This is a genomic window from Nitrospina watsonii (assembly GCF_946900835.1).
Taxonomy (GTDB): domain Bacteria; phylum Nitrospinota; class Nitrospinia; order Nitrospinales; family Nitrospinaceae; genus Nitrospina; species Nitrospina watsonii.
Genome location: NZ_OX336137.1, coordinates 1912360 through 1935147 on the forward strand (window position 1 = coordinate 1912360; position 22788 = coordinate 1935147).

The 22788-nt window shown below is 55.6% G+C and carries 20 protein-coding genes, 3 tRNA genes and 1 rRNA gene; 13 read left to right on the top strand and 11 right to left on the bottom strand.

Annotated elements, in window-relative coordinates; genetic code table 11:
• Window positions 1-312 precede the first annotated feature (312 nt).
• The gene (locus QML71_RS08805; protein WP_282011553.1) at window positions 313-513 is read left to right on the top strand and encodes a cold-shock protein; all 201 of its coding nucleotides are present in this window, start codon (window positions 313-315) and stop codon (window positions 511-513) included.
• A gap of 131 nt (window positions 514-644) precedes the next feature.
• Here QML71_RS08805 and QML71_RS08810 read toward each other — a convergent pair whose 3' ends face one another.
• The 3 genes from QML71_RS08810 to QML71_RS08820 all read right to left on the bottom strand — a co-directional run bounded on the left by QML71_RS08810 (window position 645) and on the right by QML71_RS08820 (window position 5485).
• A complete protein-coding gene (locus QML71_RS08810; protein ID WP_282011554.1) occupies window positions 645-1553 on the bottom strand; it encodes a metallophosphoesterase in 909 nt (302 codons plus the stop codon).
• A gap of 119 nt (window positions 1554-1672) precedes the next feature.
• On the bottom strand, window positions 1673-4372 hold the full coding sequence (gene polA / locus QML71_RS08815) for a DNA polymerase I (RefSeq protein ID WP_282011555.1): 2700 nt from the start codon (window positions 4370-4372) through the stop codon (window positions 1673-1675).
• A gap of 15 nt (window positions 4373-4387) precedes the next feature.
• Window positions 4388-5485 (bottom strand): hypothetical protein, encoded by a 1098-nt coding sequence (locus QML71_RS08820; RefSeq protein ID WP_282011556.1) that lies wholly within the window; start codon window positions 5483-5485, stop codon window positions 4388-4390.
• 164 nt (window positions 5486-5649) lie between these two features.
• Here QML71_RS08820 and QML71_RS08825 point away from each other — a divergent pair, with 164 nt between their 5' ends.
• From QML71_RS08825 to QML71_RS08850, 6 genes are all read left to right on the top strand, one after another.
• Window positions 5650-6654, top strand: a complete 1005-nt coding sequence (locus tag QML71_RS08825; RefSeq protein ID WP_282011557.1) for a KpsF/GutQ family sugar-phosphate isomerase — start codon at window positions 5650-5652, stop codon at window positions 6652-6654.
• A 239-nt stretch (window positions 6655-6893) separates the two neighbouring features.
• Entirely contained in the window at window positions 6894-7145 is a 252-nt protein-coding gene (locus tag QML71_RS08830; RefSeq protein ID WP_282011558.1) for a DUF4258 domain-containing protein, read from the top strand.
• Entirely contained in the window at window positions 7142-7342 is a 201-nt protein-coding gene (locus QML71_RS08835) for a DUF2283 domain-containing protein (RefSeq protein WP_282011559.1), read from the top strand. Before QML71_RS08830 ends, QML71_RS08835 begins: the two co-directional genes overlap by 4 nt.
• A 175-nt stretch (window positions 7343-7517) precedes the next feature.
• A complete protein-coding gene (gene alaS, locus QML71_RS08840; protein WP_282011560.1) occupies window positions 7518-10157 on the top strand; it encodes an alanine--tRNA ligase in 2640 nt (879 codons plus the stop codon).
• Between the two features lie 123 nt (window positions 10158-10280).
• Window positions 10281-10610, top strand: a complete 330-nt coding sequence (locus QML71_RS08845) for a hypothetical protein (RefSeq protein WP_282011561.1) — start codon at window positions 10281-10283, stop codon at window positions 10608-10610.
• A gap of 25 nt (window positions 10611-10635) precedes the next feature.
• A tRNA-Arg gene (locus QML71_RS08850) sits at window positions 10636-10712 on the top strand.
• 250 nt (window positions 10713-10962) lie between these two features.
• Here the strand turns inward: QML71_RS08850 and QML71_RS08855 are convergent.
• From QML71_RS08855 to mqnE, 5 genes are all read right to left on the bottom strand, one after another.
• Complete coding sequence (locus tag QML71_RS08855) at window positions 10963-11175, bottom strand: hypothetical protein (protein ID WP_282011562.1); 213 nt, start codon at window positions 11173-11175, stop codon at window positions 10963-10965.
• A 168-nt stretch (window positions 11176-11343) separates the two neighbouring features.
• Window positions 11344-12069, bottom strand: coding sequence for a pentapeptide repeat-containing protein (locus tag QML71_RS08860; RefSeq protein ID WP_282011563.1), 726 nt, complete (start codon window positions 12067-12069; stop codon window positions 11344-11346).
• 54 nt (window positions 12070-12123) lie between these two features.
• Window positions 12124-12339, bottom strand: a complete 216-nt coding sequence (locus tag QML71_RS08865) for a hypothetical protein (protein WP_282011564.1) — start codon at window positions 12337-12339, stop codon at window positions 12124-12126.
• 14 nt (window positions 12340-12353) lie between these two features.
• Window positions 12354-12689, bottom strand: coding sequence for a hypothetical protein (locus tag QML71_RS08870; RefSeq protein ID WP_282011565.1), 336 nt, complete (start codon window positions 12687-12689; stop codon window positions 12354-12356).
• Window positions 12690-12833: 144 nt separating this feature from the next.
• Window positions 12834-13934, bottom strand: a complete 1101-nt coding sequence (gene mqnE, locus QML71_RS08875; RefSeq protein WP_345742321.1) for an aminofutalosine synthase MqnE — start codon at window positions 13932-13934, stop codon at window positions 12834-12836.
• Window positions 13935-14188: 254 nt separating this feature from the next.
• Between mqnE and QML71_RS08880 the strand changes: the two genes are divergently transcribed.
• Window positions 14189-15067 carry a DUF2971 domain-containing protein gene (locus tag QML71_RS08880; protein WP_282011567.1) on the top strand — a complete coding sequence of 293 codons (879 nt, stop codon included), beginning with the start codon at window positions 14189-14191 and terminating at the stop codon, window positions 15065-15067.
• A gap of 48 nt (window positions 15068-15115) precedes the next feature.
• Here the strand turns inward: QML71_RS08880 and QML71_RS08885 are convergent, their stop codons facing one another.
• The 3 genes from QML71_RS08885 to QML71_RS08895 form a co-directional block, all read right to left on the bottom strand.
• On the bottom strand, window positions 15116-15316 hold the full coding sequence (locus QML71_RS08885; RefSeq protein ID WP_282011568.1) for a DUF2283 domain-containing protein: 201 nt from the start codon (window positions 15314-15316) through the stop codon (window positions 15116-15118).
• Between the two features lie 13 nt (window positions 15317-15329).
• A complete protein-coding gene (locus QML71_RS08890; RefSeq protein WP_282011569.1) occupies window positions 15330-15626 on the bottom strand; it encodes a helix-turn-helix domain-containing protein in 297 nt (98 codons plus the stop codon).
• A gap of 251 nt (window positions 15627-15877) precedes the next feature.
• Complete coding sequence (locus QML71_RS08895) at window positions 15878-16735, bottom strand: UbiA-like polyprenyltransferase (protein WP_282011570.1); 858 nt, start codon at window positions 16733-16735, stop codon at window positions 15878-15880.
• A gap of 285 nt (window positions 16736-17020) precedes the next feature.
• Here QML71_RS08895 and QML71_RS08900 point away from each other — a divergent pair, with 285 nt between their 5' ends.
• The 5 genes from QML71_RS08900 (at window position 17021) to QML71_RS08920 (ending at window position 22716) form a co-directional block, all read left to right on the top strand.
• Window positions 17021-18178 carry an RMD1 family protein gene (locus QML71_RS08900; protein ID WP_282011571.1) on the top strand — a complete coding sequence of 386 codons (1158 nt, stop codon included), beginning with the start codon at window positions 17021-17023 and terminating at the stop codon, window positions 18176-18178.
• Between the two features lie 597 nt (window positions 18179-18775).
• The gene (locus tag QML71_RS08905; RefSeq protein WP_282011572.1) at window positions 18776-20536 is read left to right on the top strand and encodes an ABC transporter ATP-binding protein; all 1761 of its coding nucleotides are present in this window, start codon (window positions 18776-18778) and stop codon (window positions 20534-20536) included.
• 312 nt (window positions 20537-20848) lie between these two features.
• Window positions 20849-22370, top strand: a 16S ribosomal RNA gene (locus QML71_RS08910).
• A 146-nt stretch (window positions 22371-22516) separates the two neighbouring features.
• A tRNA-Ile gene (locus tag QML71_RS08915) sits at window positions 22517-22593 on the top strand.
• A 50-nt stretch (window positions 22594-22643) separates the two neighbouring features.
• Window positions 22644-22716: transfer RNA gene (locus tag QML71_RS08920), tRNA-Ala, on the top strand.
• Window positions 22717-22788 lie beyond the last annotated feature (72 nt).

Here is a 22788-nt window from a genome sequence, read left to right on the forward strand (position 1 = left end):
AATCTGACCGAAAATTCATGCCCTACAGGGGGTAAATATTCTTCTGATAATACTAGGAAATTGATTTCAATTCTGATATGGTTGTGCCGTTGGAAAGCGACCGCCACAGGGGGGTGGATGCTCGAAACGGGATACCCATCCGTCCTCCGCGAATCCCATATAAAGCGGATTTATATGGCTGGCGGTCACAAAGGTTGGTATTGCCAGTTTCAGCTCGATAAAACCCGGCAACCCCCAACCCAGTAAAAACCGGGAACGCACTTTCGGCACCAGGACAGGGGGTTCCCACCAATTTGTAGGAGTGTATTCGGTATGTCAGAAGGCAGAGTCAAGTGGTTTAATCAAAGCAAGGGTTATGGTTTTATCGAAGCCGATGATGGCAAAGACTATTTTGTCCATTTCTCGGAAATCCAGGTTGATGGATTCAAAACCCTCCAAGAGGGGCAATTGGTGGAATTCGAAGGGAGCATGGGCAAAAAAGGTCCGCAAGCTGCGAAGGTCGTTCCCAAGTAAATTCTTGCGCTCTCTTAAATCCGGCGGGGCCTGTTCGCAGGCTTCGCCGGATTTTTTTTGCCCCGGACCCCGTCCGGTGGGAATCAGGTAATGCGTCGAGGGCGAACGATGATCGACGCGGGTGGCCCGCATCACACGAGGGTGATGAGCGTCACTTCCGGTGGACACAAAAAGCGGATGGGCACGACGAGGTGACCGACGCCGCGGGTCACGTACGTCTGCCGGTCGCCGTCCCAGGCCAGCCCTTCCATGTACTTCCGCTGGCGCACGCCCGCCTGAAACGGCGCGCCGATGAACGGGAGTTTGATCTGCCCGCCGTGCGTGTGGCCGGACAAAATCAAATCAATCTCTTGCCAGTCGTAGAGGATTTCGTTCACTTCCGGATTGTGACTGAGCAGGATGCGCACCGTGTCCGGCGGCAGACCTTGTAGCGCATCGCCCGGTGAACAGGAATCCTGCCAGTAGTCATCGATACCGGCGAGCATGATGGAATCGCCGCCGCGTTCCACTTTCACATTGCGGTTGCGCAACCACTGCACGCCGAACCCCGTCTCGAATTCGCGCACCAACACCTCCACCGCCTCCGGCCCACTCCAGAAATCGTGATTGCCCAGCACGCCGTACAACCCGTGCGGCGCTTTCAATCCGGAAAACGCATCGACGATGTCCGCCACATACTGCGGATCGAACTCGTGATACGGCTCGCCTGGAAAGCGGAAGGTGTGGCCGATGAAATCGCCGGTCAACGCGATCATGTCCGGCTCGGCCGCCATCAGAAGTTCCGCGCTGCTTTGCAGATGTTCTTTGGGAACGATGGGCGAGGAATGCAGGTCGCTGAGCAGGCCGATCTTGAATCCCTGAAACGCGGGCGGCAGGTTTTGGATGGTGATGGTCACCCGCTCGAGGCGGATGTTCGAACTCGAGGTGTTGGCGTAGCCGCGACCGACGCCCATACTGCCGACGGCAAACACGCCCAGCATGCCCTTCAGGAAAGAGCGGCGGGGAATCGGTTTTGTAAAGATATCGAAATGGTGTTTCAAGACCGGCGGCGCCTCATAATAAACGTTGCTTTATTATCGCCAGCCCACTCCCACAAAATCCATAAAAAAATGGGCGGCGCTGCACTCCCATCCCGCCGCAGCGCCCAATACAACGCGGTTCAGTGCGCGTCGCTCCAGTTTTCGCCCCAGTCCATGTTGACGGTGAGCGGTACCTTCAGTTTCGCCACGCCTTCCATTTCTTTCTGCACCAGGGACTCCATCGCTTTCTTCTCTCCCTCCGGACATTCAAAGATCAACTCGTCGTGCACCTGCAGGATCATGCGCGACGCCCGCTTCTTTTCCAGAATGTCGTCGTGGATGCGGAGCATCGCCATTTTGATGAAATCGGCGGCGCTACCTTGAACCGGCGAATTGATAGCCGTCCGCTCGACGGCTTCGCGCACCTGCCGGTTCTTGCTGTGGATGTCCGGCATGTAGCGGCGGCGGTTCATCATCGTCGTCGTGTAGCCTTTTTCGCGCGCCATGGCGATGGTCTCGTCCATGAACGTCTTCACGTTTTTGTACAGATCGAAATACTGATCGATGAATGTCTTCGCTTCCTTCGGCGTGATCTTGAGCTGGCGCGACAGCCCGTACGCGCTCAACCCGTACACGATGCCGAAGTTGACGGCCTTCGCCATGCGCCGCCCTTCGGGATCGACCTGGTCGAGAGGCTGACCGAAAATCTCCGCTGCCGTGCGGCTGTGGATGTCTTCATTATTCTTGAAGGCGCGGATGAGCGCCGGGTCGCCGGAGAGATGCGCCAACAGGCGCAGTTCGATCTGCGAATAGTCGGCGGACAGCAGCCAGCAGCCCTTGTCAGCGAGGAACGCCTTGCGGATTTCCCGCCCCGCTTCCGAACGGATGGGGATGTTCTGCAGATTGGGGTCGCTGCTGCTCAGCCGGCCGGTGGCAGCGACGGTCTGGTTGTACGAGGTATGAATGCGTCCGTCCGTGAACACCTCGTTGGGCAGGGCATCGACGTAAGTCGATTTCATCTTCGCGAACTGGCGGTAGTTGAGAATCTTGTCGGGCAGGTCGTGCTCCGCCGCCAATTCTTCCAGCACGCTGACGTCCGTCGAAAAGCCGCTCTTGGTTTTCTTCACCGTGCGCAGGTTGAGCTTGTCGAACAGGATAGTGGAAAGCTGTTTCGGCGAATTGATGTTGAACGGCTCGCCCGCCAGCGCGTAAATCTCGTCCTCGATCTTCTTGAGGTCTTTCTCCAGTTTCTTCGACAGTTTTTTCAGATGCTCCGTATCGAGCAGCACGCCCGTCAACTCCATCTCCGCCAGCACTTCCAGCAGAGGCAGCTCGATGGTCTCGTACAACTCCAGCTCGTTGCCCTTGAGTTGCTTTTCGAAATGCCGCGTCAGGCGGTAAGTGATGTCGGAGTCCTCCGCCGCGTACTCCGACGCGCGCTCGATCTCCACTTCCTCAAACCCCACCTGCTTGGAAGCCGACCCCGCCACGTCGCTGTACTTGATAGTGGTGTGCTGGAGCATTTCGAGGGCGAGGTCATCGAGACTGTGACTGCGCCGCGACGGATCGAGCACATACGACGCCAGCATGGAATCGAACACGATGCCGCGCAGCGCGACGCCTTCGTTGTGCAGGACGATGAGGTCGTACTTGATATTGTGCCCGTACTTCTCAAGCTGAGGGTCTTCGAGCAGAGGCTTCAACTTGTCGAGCACGTACTGCTTGTCCAGTTGTTCCGGCACGCCCAGGTAGCGGTGCGCCACCGGGATGTAACACGCCTCGCCCTCCGCCCACGAAAACGAAATGCCCACCATCTCCGCCTTGACCGGACGCTTCGAAGTCGTTTCCAGGTCGAGTGCGAACGCCTTCGCTTTCTTCAGTTTTTTGATGAGGTCGTCGAGCGCCGTGTCGTCCAGGATGGTGTCATAGCCGCGCTTGATCTCGGACCGGGGATCGGACGCCGCGCCGTCGCCGCCCTCCCCTTCCGGCAACGCCGTCAGCAGCGTTTTGAACTCGAGATCGGTGAACAGCTCGCGCAGCTTTTTGTTGTCCGGCTGGCGCGCTTCCAGGTCTTCGATCTTGCAGTCGAGCGGCGTGTCGAGCTTGATCGTCACCAGCTCGCGGCTCAAGAGCGCATTGTCCTTATCCGTCTCCAGCTTCTCTTTCAGCTTGGCCTTGTCGATCTCGTCGAGGTGTTCGTACAATCCTTGAATCGATCCGTATTTCTGGATGAGGTCGGTGGCCGTTTTGGGTCCGACGCCCTTGACGCCGGGAATGTGGTCGCTGGAGTCGCCCATCAGTCCCATCACCTCGATCACCCGGTCCGGTTCGACACCAAATTTTTCCTTCACGTCGTCGATGCCGAAGCGTTTGTCCTTCATCGTGTCGAGCATGTGCACCTGGCCGGTGATCAACTGCATCATGTCCTTGTCGCCGCTGACGATGGTGACGTCCATGCCCGCCTTCTCGCCCACCTTCGCCAGCGTTCCGATGATGTCGTCCGCCTCGTAACCCGGTTTGCGCAGGCTTTTGATGTTGAACGCCTCGACCAGCGGTTCGAAATAGGGGAACTGCGCCGCGAGGTCTTCCGGCGGCACGTCGCGGTTGGCCTTGTAATCGGCGTACATGTCGTGGCGGAAGGTTTTTTCCTTGCTGTCGAAGACGACGGCGAGGTAGTCCGGCTGCTCCTCGCGCACCACTTTCATCAGCATGGTGGTGAAACCGTAGAGCGCGTTGGTGGGCTGGCCCTTGGAGTTGGACAGGTTGTGGCGGATGCCGAAAAACGCGCGGAAGATGTACGACGAACCGTCGATCAGATAGAGCTTTTTCTTCGAGGCCATTATATTTTCACGAATTTATTCATAAATAACGAAGGATCCATCGTCTTGTAGTACATACTGTTTGCAGTCTAGTAAACCTTGCGGCAACGGGTTTTTAGCCCAATTATTATAAACGCATATGGGCCTTTCATTCGTTCGAAAATACAATGCGGCACTTAACGAAGTATTCTTTTCTTTCCCCCAGAACCCATTGCGCCCATAAAACAAGCGGCTCTCTTCTTTCTCATCCACTGAAAATTTACACGTCACATCCCCATAAAAAACTGACACAAACGTCTCGTCGTTTGCAGAAGCTGGGTTCTCTTGGTAAAACACAACAAGCCCTGGCTTTTCACCTGTTTGGTCGCTCGCGCTTTTAATCTGGCTACTTGCCTTAGACGCCCTGTTCTTTATAATTAAAGTATTTCTCGACATTTCCGCCTCGTGGGGCGCAATGCCAAAAAACTTAAATTGTCCATCCCCTTTCATCAATTGGATGGACAAACGGAAACCATCATTATCAAACAATCCTAAATCAATTGCGCTAACAACAGACTCATCCTCATTGTCGTCACCAATTTCTATGATTTTTGTCTTTGCATCCCACCTCAACATATCCCCTAAATAACATCGGCTGTATTTTCCCAATTGCGATTTCACACAGAATAAATACTCTGTAATTTCACCTATCCCCTCTTCCTCAATCACCTGATATTCAATTCGAACAAACTTATTGTAATCAGGAACCGGATCTTTAGGGATAACCACGTGGTACTGGATATTTTCATTAGAACTTAAATCTACTTTCGAAAGGACACGGTCAATCAGACTAACAGCAAACTTGATATCTCTTTGGGTCGTTTCGGGAGTAATGGTCACAAGTCCCCTTCCGGGACTTGTGATTTTGGATTCCCTAGACTTGAATTTATCAAAATAATCTCCCAAGGCCTGAACCCTTTCAGGGAGGTCAATTGATTTCACCTCCACCCAGAATTCCTGTTCGTCCTTTGAACACAAAAAATCAGGGTTGTCTTTTTTGAGATCAAGACCTAGATCCTTCTCGGGGATTACCTTGACCCCTTGATTCTCAAACCATTTTTGGGCCTTATTGTTATACTTCAGTCCATCGGACATAATTGACCTTTAGCACTTAAATTCACCTCACAAGGGTTTTATGATACCAAAGGGCGACTGAAGTTGATATCGGGCTATAATTCTTTGCCCCGGGCCGGTTTTGTGCTACTATTTTGGGACTTGGGGAATTACTGAAGTTACTGAATTTTAAGGCTTAATAGAGAATGCAACCGTTGAAAAAAGATCCCGGCGGCAAGGACGAGGCGCTTCGCATGATGGAGGAGGCCCGGCGCGTTCTGCAGAACGAAAGCGACTCCATCGCCCAGCTCAAGGACCGCATCGACGCCACGTTCGTCGAAGTCGTCCACCGCCTCGACGCCTGCAAGGGTCACGTGGTGGTTCTCGGCATCGGCAAGTCCGGCCTCATCGGCCAGAAGATCGCCGCCACCTTTTCCAGCATCGGCCTGCCCGCGCTCTTTCTGCACGCGGCGGAAGCCAGCCACGGCGACCTCGGCATCATCGGCAAGGAAGACATTCTGCTCGCCATCTCCAACAGCGGCGAGACGGAAGAACTGGTGCGCCTGCTGCCCATCATCAACCGCCGCAAATGCACGCTGGTGGCGATGACGGGGCGGCCCGACTCGACCCTCGCCAAGCGCGCCGACCACGTGTTGAACGTCGGCGTCTCAGAAGAAGCCTGCCCGTTGAACCTGGTCCCCACCTCCAGCACCACCGCCACCCTCGCCATGGGCGACGCACTGGCGCTGGTGCTCCTGGAAAAACGCGGCTTCCGGCCGGAAGATTTCGCGCAGCACCACCCCGGCGGCAGTCTGGGCCGGCGCCTGCTCACCACGGTCGAGGATCTGATGCATTCCGGCGACGAAGTGCCCAAGGTTTTGGAGGATGCGGACCTGCCCGCCGTCATCACCGAGATGAGCCGCAAACGCTTCGGCACCACGCTGGTGATCGATGCCGCCGGGTTGCTGCTGGGCATCATCACCGACGGCGACCTCAGGCGGCTGATGGAATCCGGCAAGGATTTCCAATCCGTCTGCGCCCGCGACCTGATGTCGCGCAGCCCAAAATGCATCGGCAGGGACCACATGGCGACCAAGGCGGTGCAGTTCATGGACGAGCACAGCATCACCTCCGTCGTGGTTTCCGCCGACGGCCAACAGGTCGATGGCATCATCCACCTGCACGACCTCTTGAAAGCCGGGGTCATTTAAGACCACGCCCGGCAATGCACTTCCAGAACCTTCCAGTTTATTCTGTTCGCACTAGTTTCATCCCTCCTTTCCAAGGAGGGGACTGAAGGGAGGTAATGGTGCCCGCAACCCGTCTCCACGGGTTGCGCTCCAAAACCCCACCTCAACCCGTTACTCTGGAGTGCACCTTGGTAAGGGGAGGGAGTATAGGGGTGCTCTCTCCCATATTGTGGCGAGAGGGAAGTGAGGGCAAAACGCTTATGGCTTATCAACTGACCCAGCACGCCAAAGACATGTTACAAGAGCGGGAAATTGCGGTAGAATGGCTGGAAAAGGTTCTAGATAAACCTCGCGCCGTTTACCCCGATCCCGTGGACGACGCCTTGGAACACCGGCTGGGAGTGGTTACGGAGGCGCAAGGACGTGTGTTACGGATTGTTGTCGACGCACGCGTTCAACCCATTCGCGTCATCACCGTTTACTTCGACAGAAACAAGAGAGGGAAAATATGAAACTCCAGGTTGACAAAAATGCGGACGCGCTTTATCTGCGATTGGATGATTCTAAAATCGTGGAATCGCAGGAGGTCTCATCCGGTGTCGTCCTCGATTTCAACGAGAACAACCAGGTCGTTGGCGTGGAAATCCTTCACCTTTCCAAGCGCACCCCCAAGCTCAACACGAAGGACCTGCAATTCCTCACTTCCTGATCTGCCCGGATCGGGGGAACGCTTACAGAGTCATGCTGTCCACCAGCCAGTCTGGCTACCGGGAACCGTTTTTGATTTTCCGGTCGCCAGGAAAAGGTCCTTTTGAATCCTGCCGACAAAAACGATATTCTAATGTTACAATTCCCGGATTAATAGAATCTCCGAACGGATCATCATGACAGGCAACGAGATACGACATCTGTTTTTGAAATACTTTGAGGACCGCGGCCACACCGTGGTGCCCAGCGACACACTGGTGCCGAAGAACGACCCCAGCCTGCTGTTCACCAACGCGGGCATGGTGCAGTTCAAGAACGTGTTCCTCGGTCAGGAGAAGCGCGACTACACCCGCGCCGCCTCGTCGCAGAAATGCGTGCGCGCCGGCGGCAAGCACAACGACCTGGAGATGGTCGGGCGCACGGCGCGTCATCATACGTTCTTCGAGATGCTGGGCAACTTCTCGTTCGGCGACTACTTCAAGAAGGAAGCCATCGCCTACGCCTGGGAATTCCTCACCGGGATCGTCCAACTGCCGAAAGAAAAACTCTACATCTCCATCTACAAGGACGACGAGGAAGCATTCGAAATCTGGAAAAATGACATCGGCCTCGCCGACGACCGCATCTGCCGCCTGGGCGAGGAAGACAACTTCTGGGCGATGGGCAACACCGGGCCGTGTGGTCCCTGCTCCGAAATCTACATCGATCAGGGCGAGGCGCTCGGTTGCGGCAAGCCGACCTGCGCCGTCGGGTGCGACTGCGACCGCTACCTCGAAATCTGGAACCTCGTGTTCATGCAGTACGATCGGGATGATGCGGGCACCATGAACCCGCTGCCCAGCCCATGCATCGACACCGGGATGGGACTGGAACGGCTCGCCGCCGTATTGCAGGGCCAGCCCAGCAACTACGACTCCGACATCATGATGGGGTTGATCGAGCACGCCAGCAAGATCACCGGCAAGGCCTACAACGCCAGTCACGAAAACGACGTGTCGCTGCGCGTGATCGCCGATCACGCCCGCGCCGCGACCTTTCTCATCAACGACGGCGTGCTGCCTTCCAACGAAGGACGCGGCTACGTGCTGCGCCGCATCATGCGCCGCGCCCTGCGTCACGGCAAGCTGCTCGACCAGGAAAAACCATTCTTCCATCACATCACGGAAGATGTCATCGAAAAATTTCAGAGCGTGTACGCTGACCTCAAGACCAACCGCGACTTCATCCAGAAAGTCGTGACCAACGAGGAAGTCAGTTTCAACAACACACTGACCTTCGGCACCGAACGCCTGAACGAAATCCTCGACCGCCTGCGCATGGAAAACAAAACCACGATCCCCGGAGAGGAAGTGTTCAAGCTGTACGACACTTTCGGCTTCCCCGTCGATCTGGTGGAAGAAACCGCCAAGGACACGGGATTCGAGTTGGACATGACCGGCTTCGACCGCGCCATGAAGGAACAGCGCGAAAAGGCGATGGCGTCGTGGAAGGGATCGGGCGAAAAACAGATCGCGCCCATCTACACCAAGATCGTGCAGGAGCACAGCGGCACGCTGTTCGACGGTTACGGCGGCACCAAGGGCGAAGGCCGCGTGCTGGCGCTGCTCAAAAACAAGCAGCCCGTCCAATCCGCAAACGAAGGTGGAGAAATCGAACTGGTGCTCGACGAGACGCCCTTTTACGGCGAGTCCGGCGGGCAGGTCGGCGACATCGGCCGCGCCTTCCACGACCGGGTGCGTTTGGAAATCACCAACACACAGAAACCGCTCAACAACCTCATCGTGCATCACGCCAAAGTGACGCAGGGATCGATTCAGGTCGGCGACACCCTCAGCCTGGAGGTGGACGGACGCCAGCGCATCGACACCGCCAACAACCATTCCGCGACGCACCTGCTGCACGCGGCGCTCAAGGAAGTGCTGGGGCCGCACGTCAAGCAGGCGGGATCGCTGGTGGAAGCGGACCGGCTGCGTTTCGACTACACGCATTTTTCACCACTCACCGAAGAAGAACGCGAACGCATCGAAGCGCTGGTGAACGAACAGATCCGCGCCAACATCGAGGTCGAGACCAAAGTCATTGCCATGGAAGACGCACTGGAAGAAGGCGCGGTGGCATTGTTCGGCGAAAAGTACGACGACCACGTGCGCGTGGTGAACGTGCCCGGCTTCAGCAAGGAACTCTGCGGCGGCACGCACGTTCCCGCCACCGGCACCATCGGTTTTTTCAAGATCATCTCCGAGGGCGGCATCGCCTCCGGCGTGCGCCGTATCGAGGCGGTGACCGGATCGCGCGCTTACGAATGGGTGCAGGCCGAGTTCGACCAGCTTTCCGGCATTCGCAAACTGCTCAAGGCGCAGCCGAACGAGGAAGTCAACAAGATCAGAAAAATGCTGGAACGCCAGCGCGAACTGGAGAAAGAGATCACCGCGCTGAAAGACAAGCTCATCAGCGGCAAGGGCGGTGGCAGCAGTCTGAAAGATGATGTGCAGAAAGTCGGCGACGTGTCCCTGCTGATCAAAAAGCTGGAAGGCATGGACACCAAGACTCTGCGCGCGTTCATCGACAACGCCAAAAACCAGATCCAGTCGGGAGTCGTCGTGGCCGGGTCCGCCGACAACGGCAAGGTGATGCTGGCCGCCGGAGTGACGGACGACCTCACCGACCGCTTCCACGCCGGCAACATATTGAAGGAAATCGCAGGCATCGTCGGCGGCAGCGGCGGGGGCCGCGCCGACATGGCGCAGGCCGGCGGCAGCCAGCCTGAAAAACTCGACGAAGCCCTGAATGCCGTTCCCGGCCTGATCCAAAAGTGATGCGATCCAACCCCCGCGGCAATTTCCCATTGCCATGTCAGCCGCTCTCGGATACCCTTTAGGTCAAAATCGAAAAACAACCCGCAATGACAGAGCAACGAACCTGTTGCGATGAGGCACTTTATGAATCGAAAAAGAAAAATAGACTTGGACGGCAAGTGGAAACAGGTGGCCACTCAGGCGGTAACCCAGGATGAGTTTAAAAATAAACTGGTTGCGGACCCGGTCGCCGTTATGGAAGAATTCGAACTCCGTCTGCCGGAAGGCGTGGACGCCAAGATCGGCTCCGATGGAGCCGTCAAATTATTTCCGCCGGAGAACGCGTCCGAAGAGGTTCTGGAAGAAGTGCAATGGTGGAAATGGCGGCTGGATATCATCCGTCAATTTGGACGTGAGGACAAGTACACCGGGGTCAACCACGTAGCTCCGGATAATACGGACGAGGACGTGTAGCCATCCCTGAATACAACACCACCAAGCGCCTGTAGCTCAGCTGGATAGAGTGCCGGATTCCGGTTCCGAAGGTCGGGGGTTCGAATCCCTCCAGGCGTACCAAATACAAAACCACCCGTGCCGCACCACGCCGGGTGGTTTTTTTATTTACGGCGGCTCAATAAGCCTTATTTCAAAGATTGCGTCTAAAAGGGCGTTCGGGAGTAAAGAATAACCCATAGATTCTTCGCTTCGCTCAGAATGACAACTCAGATTCCAGTCTGTCATTCTGATGAGCCGGAGGCGACGAAGAATCTATGTTTCCAATTCGCTTGATTTAAGATTCAAACCCGTTTCGCAATCAGAGAAAAATTCAGGTATCGATGATGTCGCCATCGGAGGTCATTTTGGTGGCGGTTTCGAACTCGATGAGGTCGAGGTTTTTCATCGCCCGGCATTTGGTGAAGAACATGGCAAGCTCCACCTCCGAGTCGATGATGCGCACCGCCTCGCGGCACCCCACCCCTTCCAGTTCCATGCTCACCGATTCAGGCAGGATGTTGGGTCTGTATCCGGCTCGTTCCATAACGTTTGGCAGAAAAAGAGGCCCGTCCCCTTCCCCTCATTGGAACACAGGCCTGAGGCCCGGCGCAACCGGAACGACAGAAAACCGTAAACGCACATCCCATGCCGCAATGCGGGGCCTACCGCGACACGTTGATAACAGCCCGCTTCTCCCTTCAGCGGAAACGAATCAGGTTTCGCAGGCGCACTCATATTCGTTGTCGTCGAGCCAGCGAATGGAAATGTAGTCGGGAAAGGCGACGGTGTCTTTCTGGAAAATAGCGGCTTCGATCTGTTCGCAGGTCAGGTTTTTCACGCCGGTGAAATCGCAGCCGGAGATGTCCGCTTCGGTGAAGTCCACGTCCTTCAGGTCCGCGCCGTTGAACTTGACGTTGTACAGGTCCGCGCCGGTCAGATCGACCCCGGCCAGGTTCGCGCCGGTGAAGTCGGCCTCATCCATACGCGTGTAACGCAGATCGGCTGCGGACAAGTGGGCGTTGCGCAAATTGGTTTGCTTAAAATCGCCCGCCTTCATCTCCGCCCCCTTGAAATTTGCGCCTTCAAGAATGGCCCCCTCCAGGTATGCCCCGGTCAGGTTGCTTTCCGAAAAATCGGCGTTGGCAAAATTGGAGTGACGCAGGTCCGCGCCTTCCAGCTCCGAGCCCGCAAACGACGCACCGATAAAGCGGCTGTGGCTTATGTTCGCTTCCATGAGGCTCGACTGCGACAGGTCCGCCGCCTCCGCCTGCACCTGCAATAGGCGCGCCCGGTAAAACTGCGAATAAGCGAGGACGCAGTTCGACAGGTTTGCCGCCGTCAGATCCGCTTCCGCGAAATCCGACTCGCTCAAATCCTGTCCGCTGAAATCCTTCTCCTTCAAATCGCGGCCGCTGAAATCGCGTTCGTCCGTCGTCATGCACAAGTTCCAGTATGGGATTGTGGGTTCGGCGAAACAGCCGAGTGAGGAAGTTTACTCTTTCTTGCGGGGATAGTCGAACTCGATGACGCCCTGCTGGCCTTTCTGCGCAATGCCCCGGCGGCGCGCACTCTTCAGCACATCCTCAACGCCCTTCCCTTTTTCTTTTTCCGGCTCCTGCTTTTTCGATGCCTCGGAGTCGGGCGTTTTCTTCTTTGCAGACGCGTCGTTCGTGCTGCCGGTTGGGGATGTCGTTTCGTCGTTCATCATAACGGGTTCCGTGTTCAGGCTTCACCGGTGGTTTTATCTTTGGGCTGGCTCAACGTTTTCATCAAGCGTTGCAACTGGAATGCCTGCGGCGACGTCGTTTTCACGATCGAAGGATTGCGGCATTTGGGACAGACGTCGTGACGGCGCAGTGTGCGCCATAAGGTGTACACCACGCCGGGAACGATGTAGCACAGCCACAACAGGGTCTCAATCGCCACGTGGCCGCGCCGCACATTGATGGGCGTGCGCTGGCAGCCGCAGGTCAGGCAGATGTAATCCTTGCTGAAATCCACCCCGCCGATGACTTTTTTCCTGGGCTTGGGCTTCTGTTTTCGAATCGGCTGACTCATGATCCGCGCCTCCGTAAACGCTGTCCCCGCTGACGACGATCTTTTAATTTTACCATCGAATCGGGATTTGGAAAGCGTCGGTGGAAAAGATTTTCCACCACAGATGAACACGGATCAACACAGATGAAGGACTGAAGCGCTCTCTTAAACCGCGGCGAGGTGGGTGTCTTCGTACAGGGTGTCGCGTTCCATGGGCAGGCGGCCGGACTCGACGATCATGTCGATGATCTCGCGCTGATGGAAAATCTGGTCGGTGGTGGCGCCGGCGGCGTGGATGATTTTTTCCTCGACCACGGTGCCGTCCATGTCGTCCGCGCCGAAGGACATCGACAACTGCGCGATCTTCGGCGAAATCATGATCCAGAACGCCTTGATGTGCGGGAAATTATCGAGCATCAGGCGGCTGACCGCCAGGGCGCGCAGGTCCAACTGACCCGAGGTCGGCGGCAGGAAATGCAGGTTGGTGTTCTCCGGATGGAACGCCAGCGGGATGAACGTCACGAAACCGCCGGTCTTGTCCTGCAACTCGCGCAGGCGCACCAGGTGATCGACACGCTCCTCCGCAAACTCCAGGTGACCGTACAGCATGGTGGCGTTGCTCTTGAGGCCGACCGCGTGCGCCGCCTCGTGCACCTCCAGCCAGCGCTCACCGGTGATCTTGTCGTTGCAGATTTTCTTGCGCGCGCGTTTGGCGAAAATTTCCGCGCCGCCGCCGGGGATCGATCCCAGCCCCGCCGCGTACAATTCCTCCAGCGTGTCCTTGAGCGGCTTGCCCGCGAGCTTTGCCAGGTAATCCAGCTCCACCGCCGTGAACGCCTGCAGATGGACATCGGGAAAACGTTCCTTCAGGCCGCGCACCATGTCGAGGTAGATCGAGTACGGCCAGTCCGGGTGCAGACCGCCGACGATGTGGAACTCGCTGACCTTGCCGTTCTGGTAGGCCTGCGCATCGGAGAAGATTTCCTCCAGCGATTTTTCGTAGGCGTTGGGGGCGTCGGGCTTGACGCCGAACGCGCAGAAGTTGCAGGTGTGGATGCAGACGTTGGTCGGATTGATGTGGCGGTTGTGGATGAAGAACGCGTTGTCGCCGTTTTTGCGCTCGCGCACGATGGTGGCCAGACGGCCGACGCCCAACAGGTCCGGCGTCTTGAACAGCGTCACCCCGTCGTCGAACGACAGGCGCTCGCCCACTTTCACTTTGTCTTCAATGGCTTTCAGCCGCTCATCCAGAAACTCAAACACCACAACACTCCATAAAGTCCGTTGATCCAATAGAGGAAAGAATTATACCCGATTCCATTTCTGCAACCAAGCCCTTTCAAAAGAGGCCAGACCCCTACCTTGTTTTTGACAGCAAAACCCCTTTCGCTTATCATTTTTCTAGGTGGCTTCCCCGCATAGTCGCCCTGCCTGCTACCTCACATCTCCACGCCCTGCCCCCCGGCGGCTTCCGTGGCTCATGTGATTCCTTTAAACAATCGATCGTATAGGAGTCAAACATGACCCAAGAAATCTGGGATCTCTATCCAGAGGTCTATCATTACACACCCTTTTCCAGCGCACTCCTAATCCTTAATAGCAAGGCATTAAGAGCCACCTTATCTAACAGATTAAATGATACCCAAGAAATTATTTACGCTAAAAATCAAACCATTAAAGAAATTCTAAAGCTCGACCAATCACTTTACCCCGAACAAATCAAAGAAGACCTGAACAGCCTTTATGAGTCAGTAGGCAGAATTTACATAACTTCCTTTTGTGGGAAAAATCAAAATACGATCCCATACCATAGGGACAATGGTTTGCTAGGAATGTGGAGAAATTATGGAGCAGATGGTGGTTGCGCCATCATATTCAAAACCAGAAACATTTATGACAGGGCAAACTCATTTACAAAAATAATTGCGGATCCACCAAAGGTTCTACCTGCATTATCAATGGAAAAAGTAATATATGAAGGTGGAAATGATGACGACATCGATTTTCGTGAAAGGTTGGAGCGGTATGCAAACAATTACATAAAATTTAGAAACAACTACCCTTCCAAAAAAGAGTACCAAGATCCAAACAGTAATATCTGGCGTGAGTTTGTGATAGACCAATTAAATTTAATGTTGCATACAAAGCATCCGGCTTTTTTTGAAGAGCAAGAAATTCGAATGGGTTTAATCTTGATCGAGAAGAAATTTGAAGGGGAACCACCAAAAAATAACCCGGATTCGTTTCTAATCCCTTTTTCTCCTAGTGAGGATATTTCAAGAATCATAATTGGACCACACAGGGACCAACAACCCAGATACGATTTCCTTAAAACGCACCTATCACTTGCAGGACTGGATATTGAGGTCACAAAGTCAGAAATTCCACTGAGATTTTAGAGAGCGGAGTAACGGCTGGACATTTTCTTAACCCAGCACGTCAAAAGATCACGAAGTGAGGAATTGCAGGTCTTTGATGTTCAGCTTGGGGGTGCGTTTGGAGAGATGGAGGATTTCCACCCCGACCACCTGGTTGTCTTCGTTGAAATCCAGAACCACGCCGGGGGACACTTCCTGCGACTCAACAATTTTGGTTTCGTCCAGCCTCAAATACAGAGCATCGGTTTTTTCGTCTACCTGGAGTTTCATGACTTTCCTCAACCTATCTAGTACTAGCTAACTCTTTCGGCTCAAAATCGATTTTAAGCCGCGTGCCGGTGGCGTGGGCAAGGCGTTCGAGGGTTTTGGTGGAGGGGTTCACGCGTCCCGCTTCCAGCCGGGCGATGACCGACTGCGTGGTTTTCATCTTCCGCGCCAACTGCGCCTGGGTGAGACCCGCCCGCGTGCGCGCCTCGATGATCGCCCGGGCCAACTCAAACTCCGGACCGAGCTTTTCATATTCCTCCCGGTATTTGGAGTCCTTGCTCCATTTTTTGTGAAGGTCTTGCAACTTGCTCATAATTTTACCTCTTTGACCCCTTATCAACACCTGCCCCAACTATAGCATATTTGCTATATCATTAAAATAACCCCTCACTGGAGGAAAAAGCCCCCTAGCCCTCCTTCGGAGAAGGGGGGACCGCGCCAAGCGCGGGGTGAACGGGCAATGCATCCGTAAATGGAACGATGATCGGAGGGCGCGATCCGGAATCCAGATCGCTTGCTCCCGGCCTTGCCGGGTCTGTGTGCATCGGTGGTTCGCCTGCTCTTTCACACCCACATGCAATCGATGATGACGAGGGTCATGAGGGTGAGGCTGATGAGTCCGTTCACGTTGAAGAAGGCGATGTTGACGCGGGTGAGGTCGTCCTGCCGCACGAGGGAATGCTCATAAATCAGCAATCCCGCCACGGCGAGCACGCCGACGAGATAGGTCACGCCCAGCAAGGGCGACAGCCCCATCACCCCCAGTAGGAACAGCACCATCAGGGCGTGCGCGGCGCGGGCGAACATCAGGCCGCGTCCGATGCCGAAGTGCTCGGGGATGGAGTGCAGCCGGTTCTTCTTATCCGCTTCGACGTCCATGCAGGCATAGATGATGTCGAAGCCGGTGAGCCAGAACACCACCGCCGCCCCCAGCACCAGCGAGGTGAAGGAAATCTCCTCACGGATCGCCACCCACGCTCCCACCGGCGCCACCGACAGGGCGAATCCTAAAAACACGTGCGAGTACGGGGTGAAGCGTTTGGTGATCGAATAGAAAAACACGATGGCCAGGGCGACGGGCGACAACCACAGCGCAAGCCGGTTCAGCATGCCAGCGGCGAAGATGAAGATGGCGGACGACACGATGAGGAACGCCCAGTACTGCCCCGTTCCCACTTTGCCCGCGGGCAGGGCGCGGTTTGCGGTGCGCGGGTTTTTCGCGTCCAGGCGGGCATCGACGATGCGGTTGAAGGCCATGGCGGCGTTGCGCGCGCCGAACATGCAGAGCAGGATCCACAGCATCTGTTCCCAGGTGGGAAGCCCTTCGGCAGCGAGGAAGGCGCTCATCACGGCGAACGGCAGGGCGAACACGGTGTGTTGAATTTTGATGTCGGCGAAGATGATTTTCAGTTGTTCCCACATGCGGTTTCGTCCACACTGATTGTTGAGAGGGGGTGCGGTGCGGCAGATCGCAACCACCGATGCACACCGATCAAAACATAGATTCTTCGCTGACGCTCAGAATGACAAGGAATAGTCGTGCCCCCTCATCCTAGCCTTCTCCCACCAGGGGAGAAGGTATCCAAACATTTCCCTCCCCTTGAAAAGGGGCGGAACTAAAAATTGAGGAAACCTTTTTACTTTAAGATCCCTATTTAAAGTTGCCGTGGATTCACTAACTCACATGTCCCATTCCCAGGCACACCCATGACCATCCCACATTCCGCCGGAAAGCCCGCCGAGCGTCCCGATATTTCCATAAAAAACGGCACCGCGCATCTATATTTCGCCTACGACGTCGGCTTCGCCATCAATCTCGATGAAGCCGACCGGCGCATCACCGCGCCCAAGGGCCGCTCGCAGATCCAGGCGAAGCGGCGCGTCAGCAAGTATTTCCAGCTGACCCCATCGCCGGTATGGATGTCCACGCCGGTCGAGCCGTTCCAGATCACGCCGCGCCACACCACGCAAAGCCAGGTGCCTGCGTTGATCTTCGAGTTCGGCGTGGTGTCGATCGATCTCGTCGTGCCTTTCTCCGGCACGCTGAGCGATCTCGTCACCTTCATCGAAACCGCGTACGAAAGCGAAGCCCTCAGGCAGCATGCGCGCCGTGCGCTCGACCAGGTATTGAAAGACATCGGCCCCGCGGTGAGCCGCCTGTCGGTCTCGCCGCATTTCGAGGACTACTTCGTATTCCAGATCGAGGAGTTCGATCCGCAGGTCACGGTGCACGACCTCATCCAGAAGTATCCGGAGACCGTCGCCCGCCTGCTGCGCGGCGAGCGCGAACGGTTGTCGCACGAAGAGACCGAGGATATCATCTCCAACCGCATTTCTTACGGCATGGAAGACGTCACCTTCGTCGGCTGGGACTGCGCCATCGTCTATGACACCGAGCCGGAGGACATCTGCACCGTGCTCGAATACACCAACGTCGCCCTGCTCGAATTCGCCTTCCTGAACGACAAGCTCAACCAGGCGCTCGACGAGTTTTACGATTACCTGACGCCGTTGGGTGACAAAAAGTCTCCCGTCGCGTTCAAATCCCTGTATCCGAAACTGCGCACCATCGGCCAGTTCCAACTCGACACCGAGATCATTTTCGACGGCGTCACCAATTCGCTGAAACTGTTCGGCGACGTGTTTCTGGCGCGGCTGTACGACCTGGCGTCGCAGCAGTTGGGGCTGGTGGACTGGCAGGAAAGCATCCAGCGCAAGCTGGACACCATTGAGAGCATTTACGGCAAGCTGTCCGACGCCGAGTCCAACCGGCGGCTGGAAATTCTGGAATGGATCATCATCGTGCTCATCGCCGTGTCCATCCTCATCCCCTTCATCCCCGGCCTCTCCGGCATGATGCACTGATAGGCCCCCTTCGTTTCCAATACCGATTGGCATCAAAACACATTATTTAAACATCCTGTTTTCCCCTCCTTTCCAAGGAGAGGATCAAGGGGAGGTAATGAAGCCACCTTCCTTCTGCAAAACAAACCCAAAAAGAAACCCCACCCAGCCGTCACTCCGTGAGTGCCCCCCTTGCTTTGCATAAGTCGGCAAACAGAATTTTTGGGTAATGCCCGCACAAAGGAAAATCATCGTTCACCCTCACCCCAGCCCTCTCCCATCCAGGGAGAGGGAGTGCTTAAGGTCCCTTCTCCCCTGGTGGGAGCACTCCAGAGTGACAGGTTAGGATAAGGTGGATTCATGACTCTTCATTTGCCCGGGTATTCCTCTTATCTCCCCTCCTTTCCAAGGAGGGGATCAAGGGGAGGTAATGAAGCAACCTTCCTTGATAAGGGAAGGGATTATAAAGAAGACCTCGTTAAGTTTGATGTCTATCCGGGCATGGGCCGGACTGGGGCTTTCCTCTATTCGCAATATTCAAATTTTCGGTTCCGCGCTGTGGCGGTTGACGGTATGATGTGGCCTCGCACATCAACCCCAACCCCATCATAACGGCCCATGAAATACATCCGACAACTCGCCCGGTTTCTGCACCCTTATCGCACCATGCTGTTCTGGGGCAGCGTCCTGTTGATCCTCGCCTCCGCCACCAACCTCGCTGTGCCGCTGTTCGTCAAGCAACTGGTGGACGTGGTGATGGTGAAGAAAGACCTCGCCCTGCTCAATGAAATGGCGTGGATCATTGCCCTGCTGTTTCTGGCGCAGATGCTGTTCAGCACCGCACACAATTACCTCTATGACATCACCGAGAAGCGCGTCACCACCGATTTCCGCAAGCGCATCTTCCGTCACATCCACAAACTGTCGATGAGTTTTTTCGTGAAGCGGCGGACCGGCGAGATCATGTCGCGCATGACCAACGACATCTCCACCATCGAGGGCGTCATCACCGACCTGCCCGCGACCGTGCTGCAACAGTCGATCCGCCTGATCGGTGGCATCGTCATCATCATCTACATGAACTGGAAGCTGACCTTCATGATCCTCGTGCTGGCGCCGATCCTCGTCGTGTTCGCGCGTTACTTCGGCAAGCAATTGCGTTCGCTGTCCACGGAGATTCAGGACAAGCTGTCCACTTCCACCACCATCCTGGAAGAAAACCTGAGCGGCATGGCCGTGGTCAAATCCTTCGTGCGGCAGAAGCTGGAGATCGACCGCTTCGAGACGGCGGTGGAAGACAGTTTTGAATCGGCGAAGAAGCGGGTGAAGATTTCGGCGTTCTTCGGCCCGGCGATCGGCTTCATCGCCTTCATCACGGCGCTGGTGCTGTTGTGGTACGGCGGTCAGCAGGTGATTGCGGGCAACATCAGCCCCGGCGAGTTGATCGCCTTCATCCTGTACGCCACCATCATCGCCGGTCCCATGGGCAGCTTCGCCCGCCTGTACACGCGCATTCAGGAGGCACTGGGCGCCAGCCAGCGCATCTTCGATATCCTCAACACCGAGGGGGAAGTGAAAGATGTCCCCGGTGCGCAGCCCATGCCCTCCATCGTCGGCCGCGTCGAGGTCAAGAACCTGCATTTCCACTACCGGCCCGACCAGGAAGTGCTGAAAGGCCTCGATTTCACCGTCGAGCCCGGCGAGATGGTGGCGCTGGTGGGCCCCAGCGGCGCCGGAAAAACCACTTTAATCAATATGTTGCATCGATTTTACGATCCGGTGGAAGGCGAGATCCGGGTGGACGGCATCCCCATCCACACCGTGCAGTTGAGCAGTTATTTGCAGCAGGTGGCGCTGGTGCCGCAGGAAACCCTGCTGTTTGGCGGCACCATTGAAGAGAACATCCGCTACGCCAAGCCGGAGGCCAGCGACGCGGAAATCATCGAGGCCGCCCGCTCGGCCAATGCCGACGCCTTCATCCGGGCCTGCCCCGACGGATACCAGACCGTTGTTGGGGAAAAAGGCATCCGCCTGTCGGCGGGCCAGCGCCAGCGCATCGCCATCGCCCGCGCCATTCTCAAAAACCCGCACATGTTGATATTGGACGAAGCCACCTCGGCGCTGGACAACGAGTCGGAAAAGCTCATTCAGGAGGCTCTGGAGCGCCTTATGGAGGGCAAAACCTCGTTTGTGATCGCCCACCGGCTGTCCACCATCCACAATGCCGACCGCATCATCGTGCTCGACCAGGGGCGGCTGGCGGAAATGGGCCGCCACCCGGAACTGATGGAACAAAAAGGGCTTTATCATCACCTGTACACCCTGAAAAGCTTCCAGCTGGAGCGCCAGCCGGACCCCCTGAGCGAGGCGGAAATATAAGCTGGGCGCGGGGTTGCGGGGACCCTGAAAAATAATGCATTATTTTCTAAAAAAACACTTGCGCAGTTCAAACAAAGTCGATATAACTTAACTCACTTGAACAACACCTAGGATTTTCAAGCATCCGGGGTTCGAAAGTAGGTCCCCGATGACCTTCCTATATTTGTTTCTGATTGAAATTTTTAAGATGGACCTGAGGGTCGCAACCACGACCCTTCAAGCCATCGCTGTTCTTTGAAAGCAGAATAAGGTGCCAACCTAAGCTTGCGGATGCCTGTTAATTTATACTTTGGTCAAATTTTCAAGTTTTTATAACTGGAGAGTTTGATCCTGGCTCAGAACGAACGCTGGCGGCGTGCCTAACACATGCAAGTCGAACGAGAAAGTCCCTTCGGGGATGAGTAAAGTGGCGCAAGGGTGAGTAACACGTGAATAATCTGCCTTTGAGTCTGGGATAACCTGACGAAAGTTAGGCTAATACCGGATAAGACCACGTCTCATAAGAGATGCGGTAAAAGGAGTCTCAAACTCCACTCAAAGATGAGTTCGCGGACCATTAGCTAGTTGGTGAGATAAAAGCTCACCAAGGCTACGATGGTTAGCCGGCCTGAGAGGGTGATCGGCCACACTGGAACTGAGACACGGTCCAGACTCCTACGGGAGGCAGCAGTGGGGAATTTTGCGCAATGGGCGAAAGCCTGACGCAGCAACGCCGCGTGAGCGATGAAGGCCTTCGGGTCGTAAAGCTCTGTCGGGTGGGAAGAACACAATGACGGTACCACCAAAGGAAGCCCCGGCTAACTCCGTGCCAGCAGCCGCGGTAATACGGAGGGGGCGAGCGTTGTTCGGAATCATTGGGCGTAAAGCGTATGTAGGTGGCCGGATAAGTCAGACGTGTAAGCCCGCGGCTCAACCGCGGAATTGCGTTTGAAACTATTCGGCTTGAGTGCAGAAGAGGAAAGCGGAATTTCCAGTGTAGCGGTGAAATGCGTTGATATTGGGAAGAACACCAGTGGCGAAGGCGGCTTTCTGGTCTGCAACTGACACTGAGATACGAAAGCCAGGGGAGCGAACGGGATTAGATACCCCGGTAGTCCTGGCTGTAAACGATGGGCACTAGGTGTAGGAGGTGTTGATCCCTTCTGTGCCGCAGCTAACGCATTAAGTGCCCCGCCTGGGGAGTACGGTCGCAAGGCTGAAACTCAAAGGAATTGACGGGGGCCCGCACAAGCGGTGGAGCATGTGGTTTAATTCGACGCAACGCGAAGAACCTTACCTGGATTTGACTTGCTTGGGACAGCCCTAGAAATAGGGTCTCTCTTCGGAGCCCTTGCGCAGGTGCTGCATGGCTGTCGTCAGCTCGTGTCGTGAGATGTTGGGTTAAGTTCCGCAACGAGCGCAACCCCTACCTTTAGTTGCCAGCGGGTCATGCCGGGAACTCTAAAGGAACTGTCGGCGATAAGCCGGAGGAAGGTGGGGATGACGTCAAGTCCTCATGGCCTTTATGTCCAGGGCTACACACGTGCTACAATGGCCGGTACAAAGAGTCGCAATACCGCGAGGTGGAGCTAATCTCAAAAAGCCGGTCTCAGTTCGGATTGGAGTCTGCAACTCGGCTCCATGAAGCTGGAATCGCTAGTAATCGTGGATCAGCATGCCACGGTGAATACGTTCCCGGGCCTTGTACACACCGCCCGTCACACCATGAAAGCCGACTGTACCAGAAGTCACGATGCTAACCTTCGGGGAGCTACTGCCTAAGGTATGGTTGGTGATCGGGGTGAAGTCGTAACAAGGTAGCCGTAGGGGAACCTGCGGCTGGATCACCTCCTTTCTAAGGAGATTTTGATCCGGCGTAAGCTAGATCAAGATCGACGAGATCAACGACATTCGCAAACTGGGTTGGCACCTTTTCTTTTCTATTAAATTCGGCACCAGGTTATTTGGCATGATCGGGAGCTAAAGCCTGACAGTTTTCAGGGGCCTATAGCTCAGTTGGTCAGAGCGCACGCCTGATAAGCGTGAGGTCGGTAGTTCAAATCTACCTAGGCCCACCATTTGATTTGATCGATGGCCGGCCCTAGGGGCCTGTGCGGCAACGATATACGGGGGTGTAGCTCAGTTGGGAGAGCGCCTGCCTTGCACGCAGGAGGTCATCGGTTCGAACCCGTTCACCTCCATACCTAAACGAATCAGTATCAAATAGTTGTACCGTACCGAATTGACGGAAATGTCCTCAAGATGAGGACACT

Bases quoted from the DNA above. Each gene is read 5' to 3' on its own strand.
- QML71_RS08805 (WP_282011553.1), top strand. From the start codon at position 313: ATGTCAGAAGGCAGAGTCAAGTGGTTTAATCAAAGCAAGGGTTATGGT.
- polA (WP_282011555.1), bottom strand. From the start codon at position 4,372: ATGGCCTCGAAGAAAAAGCTCTATCTGATCGACGGTTCGTCGTACATC.
- QML71_RS08820 (WP_282011556.1), bottom strand. From the start codon at position 5,485: ATGTCCGATGGACTGAAGTATAACAATAAGGCCCAAAAATGGTTTGAG.
- QML71_RS08825 (WP_282011557.1), top strand. From the start codon at position 5,650: ATGCAACCGTTGAAAAAAGATCCCGGCGGCAAGGACGAGGCGCTTCGC.
- QML71_RS08830 (WP_282011558.1), top strand. From the start codon at position 6,894: ATGGCTTATCAACTGACCCAGCACGCCAAAGACATGTTACAAGAGCGG.
- QML71_RS08835 (WP_282011559.1), top strand. From the start codon at position 7,142: ATGAAACTCCAGGTTGACAAAAATGCGGACGCGCTTTATCTGCGATTG.
- alaS (WP_282011560.1), top strand. From the start codon at position 7,518: ATGACAGGCAACGAGATACGACATCTGTTTTTGAAATACTTTGAGGAC.
- QML71_RS08845 (WP_282011561.1), top strand. From the start codon at position 10,281: ATGAATCGAAAAAGAAAAATAGACTTGGACGGCAAGTGGAAACAGGTG.
- QML71_RS08855 (WP_282011562.1), bottom strand. From the start codon at position 11,175: ATGGAACGAGCCGGATACAGACCCAACATCCTGCCTGAATCGGTGAGC.
- QML71_RS08860 (WP_282011563.1), bottom strand. From the start codon at position 12,069: ATGACGACGGACGAACGCGATTTCAGCGGCCGCGATTTGAAGGAGAAG.
- QML71_RS08865 (WP_282011564.1), bottom strand. From the start codon at position 12,339: ATGATGAACGACGAAACGACATCCCCAACCGGCAGCACGAACGACGCG.
- QML71_RS08870 (WP_282011565.1), bottom strand. From the start codon at position 12,689: ATGAGTCAGCCGATTCGAAAACAGAAGCCCAAGCCCAGGAAAAAAGTC.
- QML71_RS08880 (WP_282011567.1), top strand. From the start codon at position 14,189: ATGACCCAAGAAATCTGGGATCTCTATCCAGAGGTCTATCATTACACA.
- QML71_RS08885 (WP_282011568.1), bottom strand. From the start codon at position 15,316: ATGAAACTCCAGGTAGACGAAAAAACCGATGCTCTGTATTTGAGGCTG.
- QML71_RS08890 (WP_282011569.1), bottom strand. From the start codon at position 15,626: ATGAGCAAGTTGCAAGACCTTCACAAAAAATGGAGCAAGGACTCCAAA.
- QML71_RS08895 (WP_282011570.1), bottom strand. From the start codon at position 16,735: ATGTGGGAACAACTGAAAATCATCTTCGCCGACATCAAAATTCAACAC.
- QML71_RS08900 (WP_282011571.1), top strand. From the start codon at position 17,021: ATGACCATCCCACATTCCGCCGGAAAGCCCGCCGAGCGTCCCGATATT.
- QML71_RS08905 (WP_282011572.1), top strand. From the start codon at position 18,776: ATGAAATACATCCGACAACTCGCCCGGTTTCTGCACCCTTATCGCACC.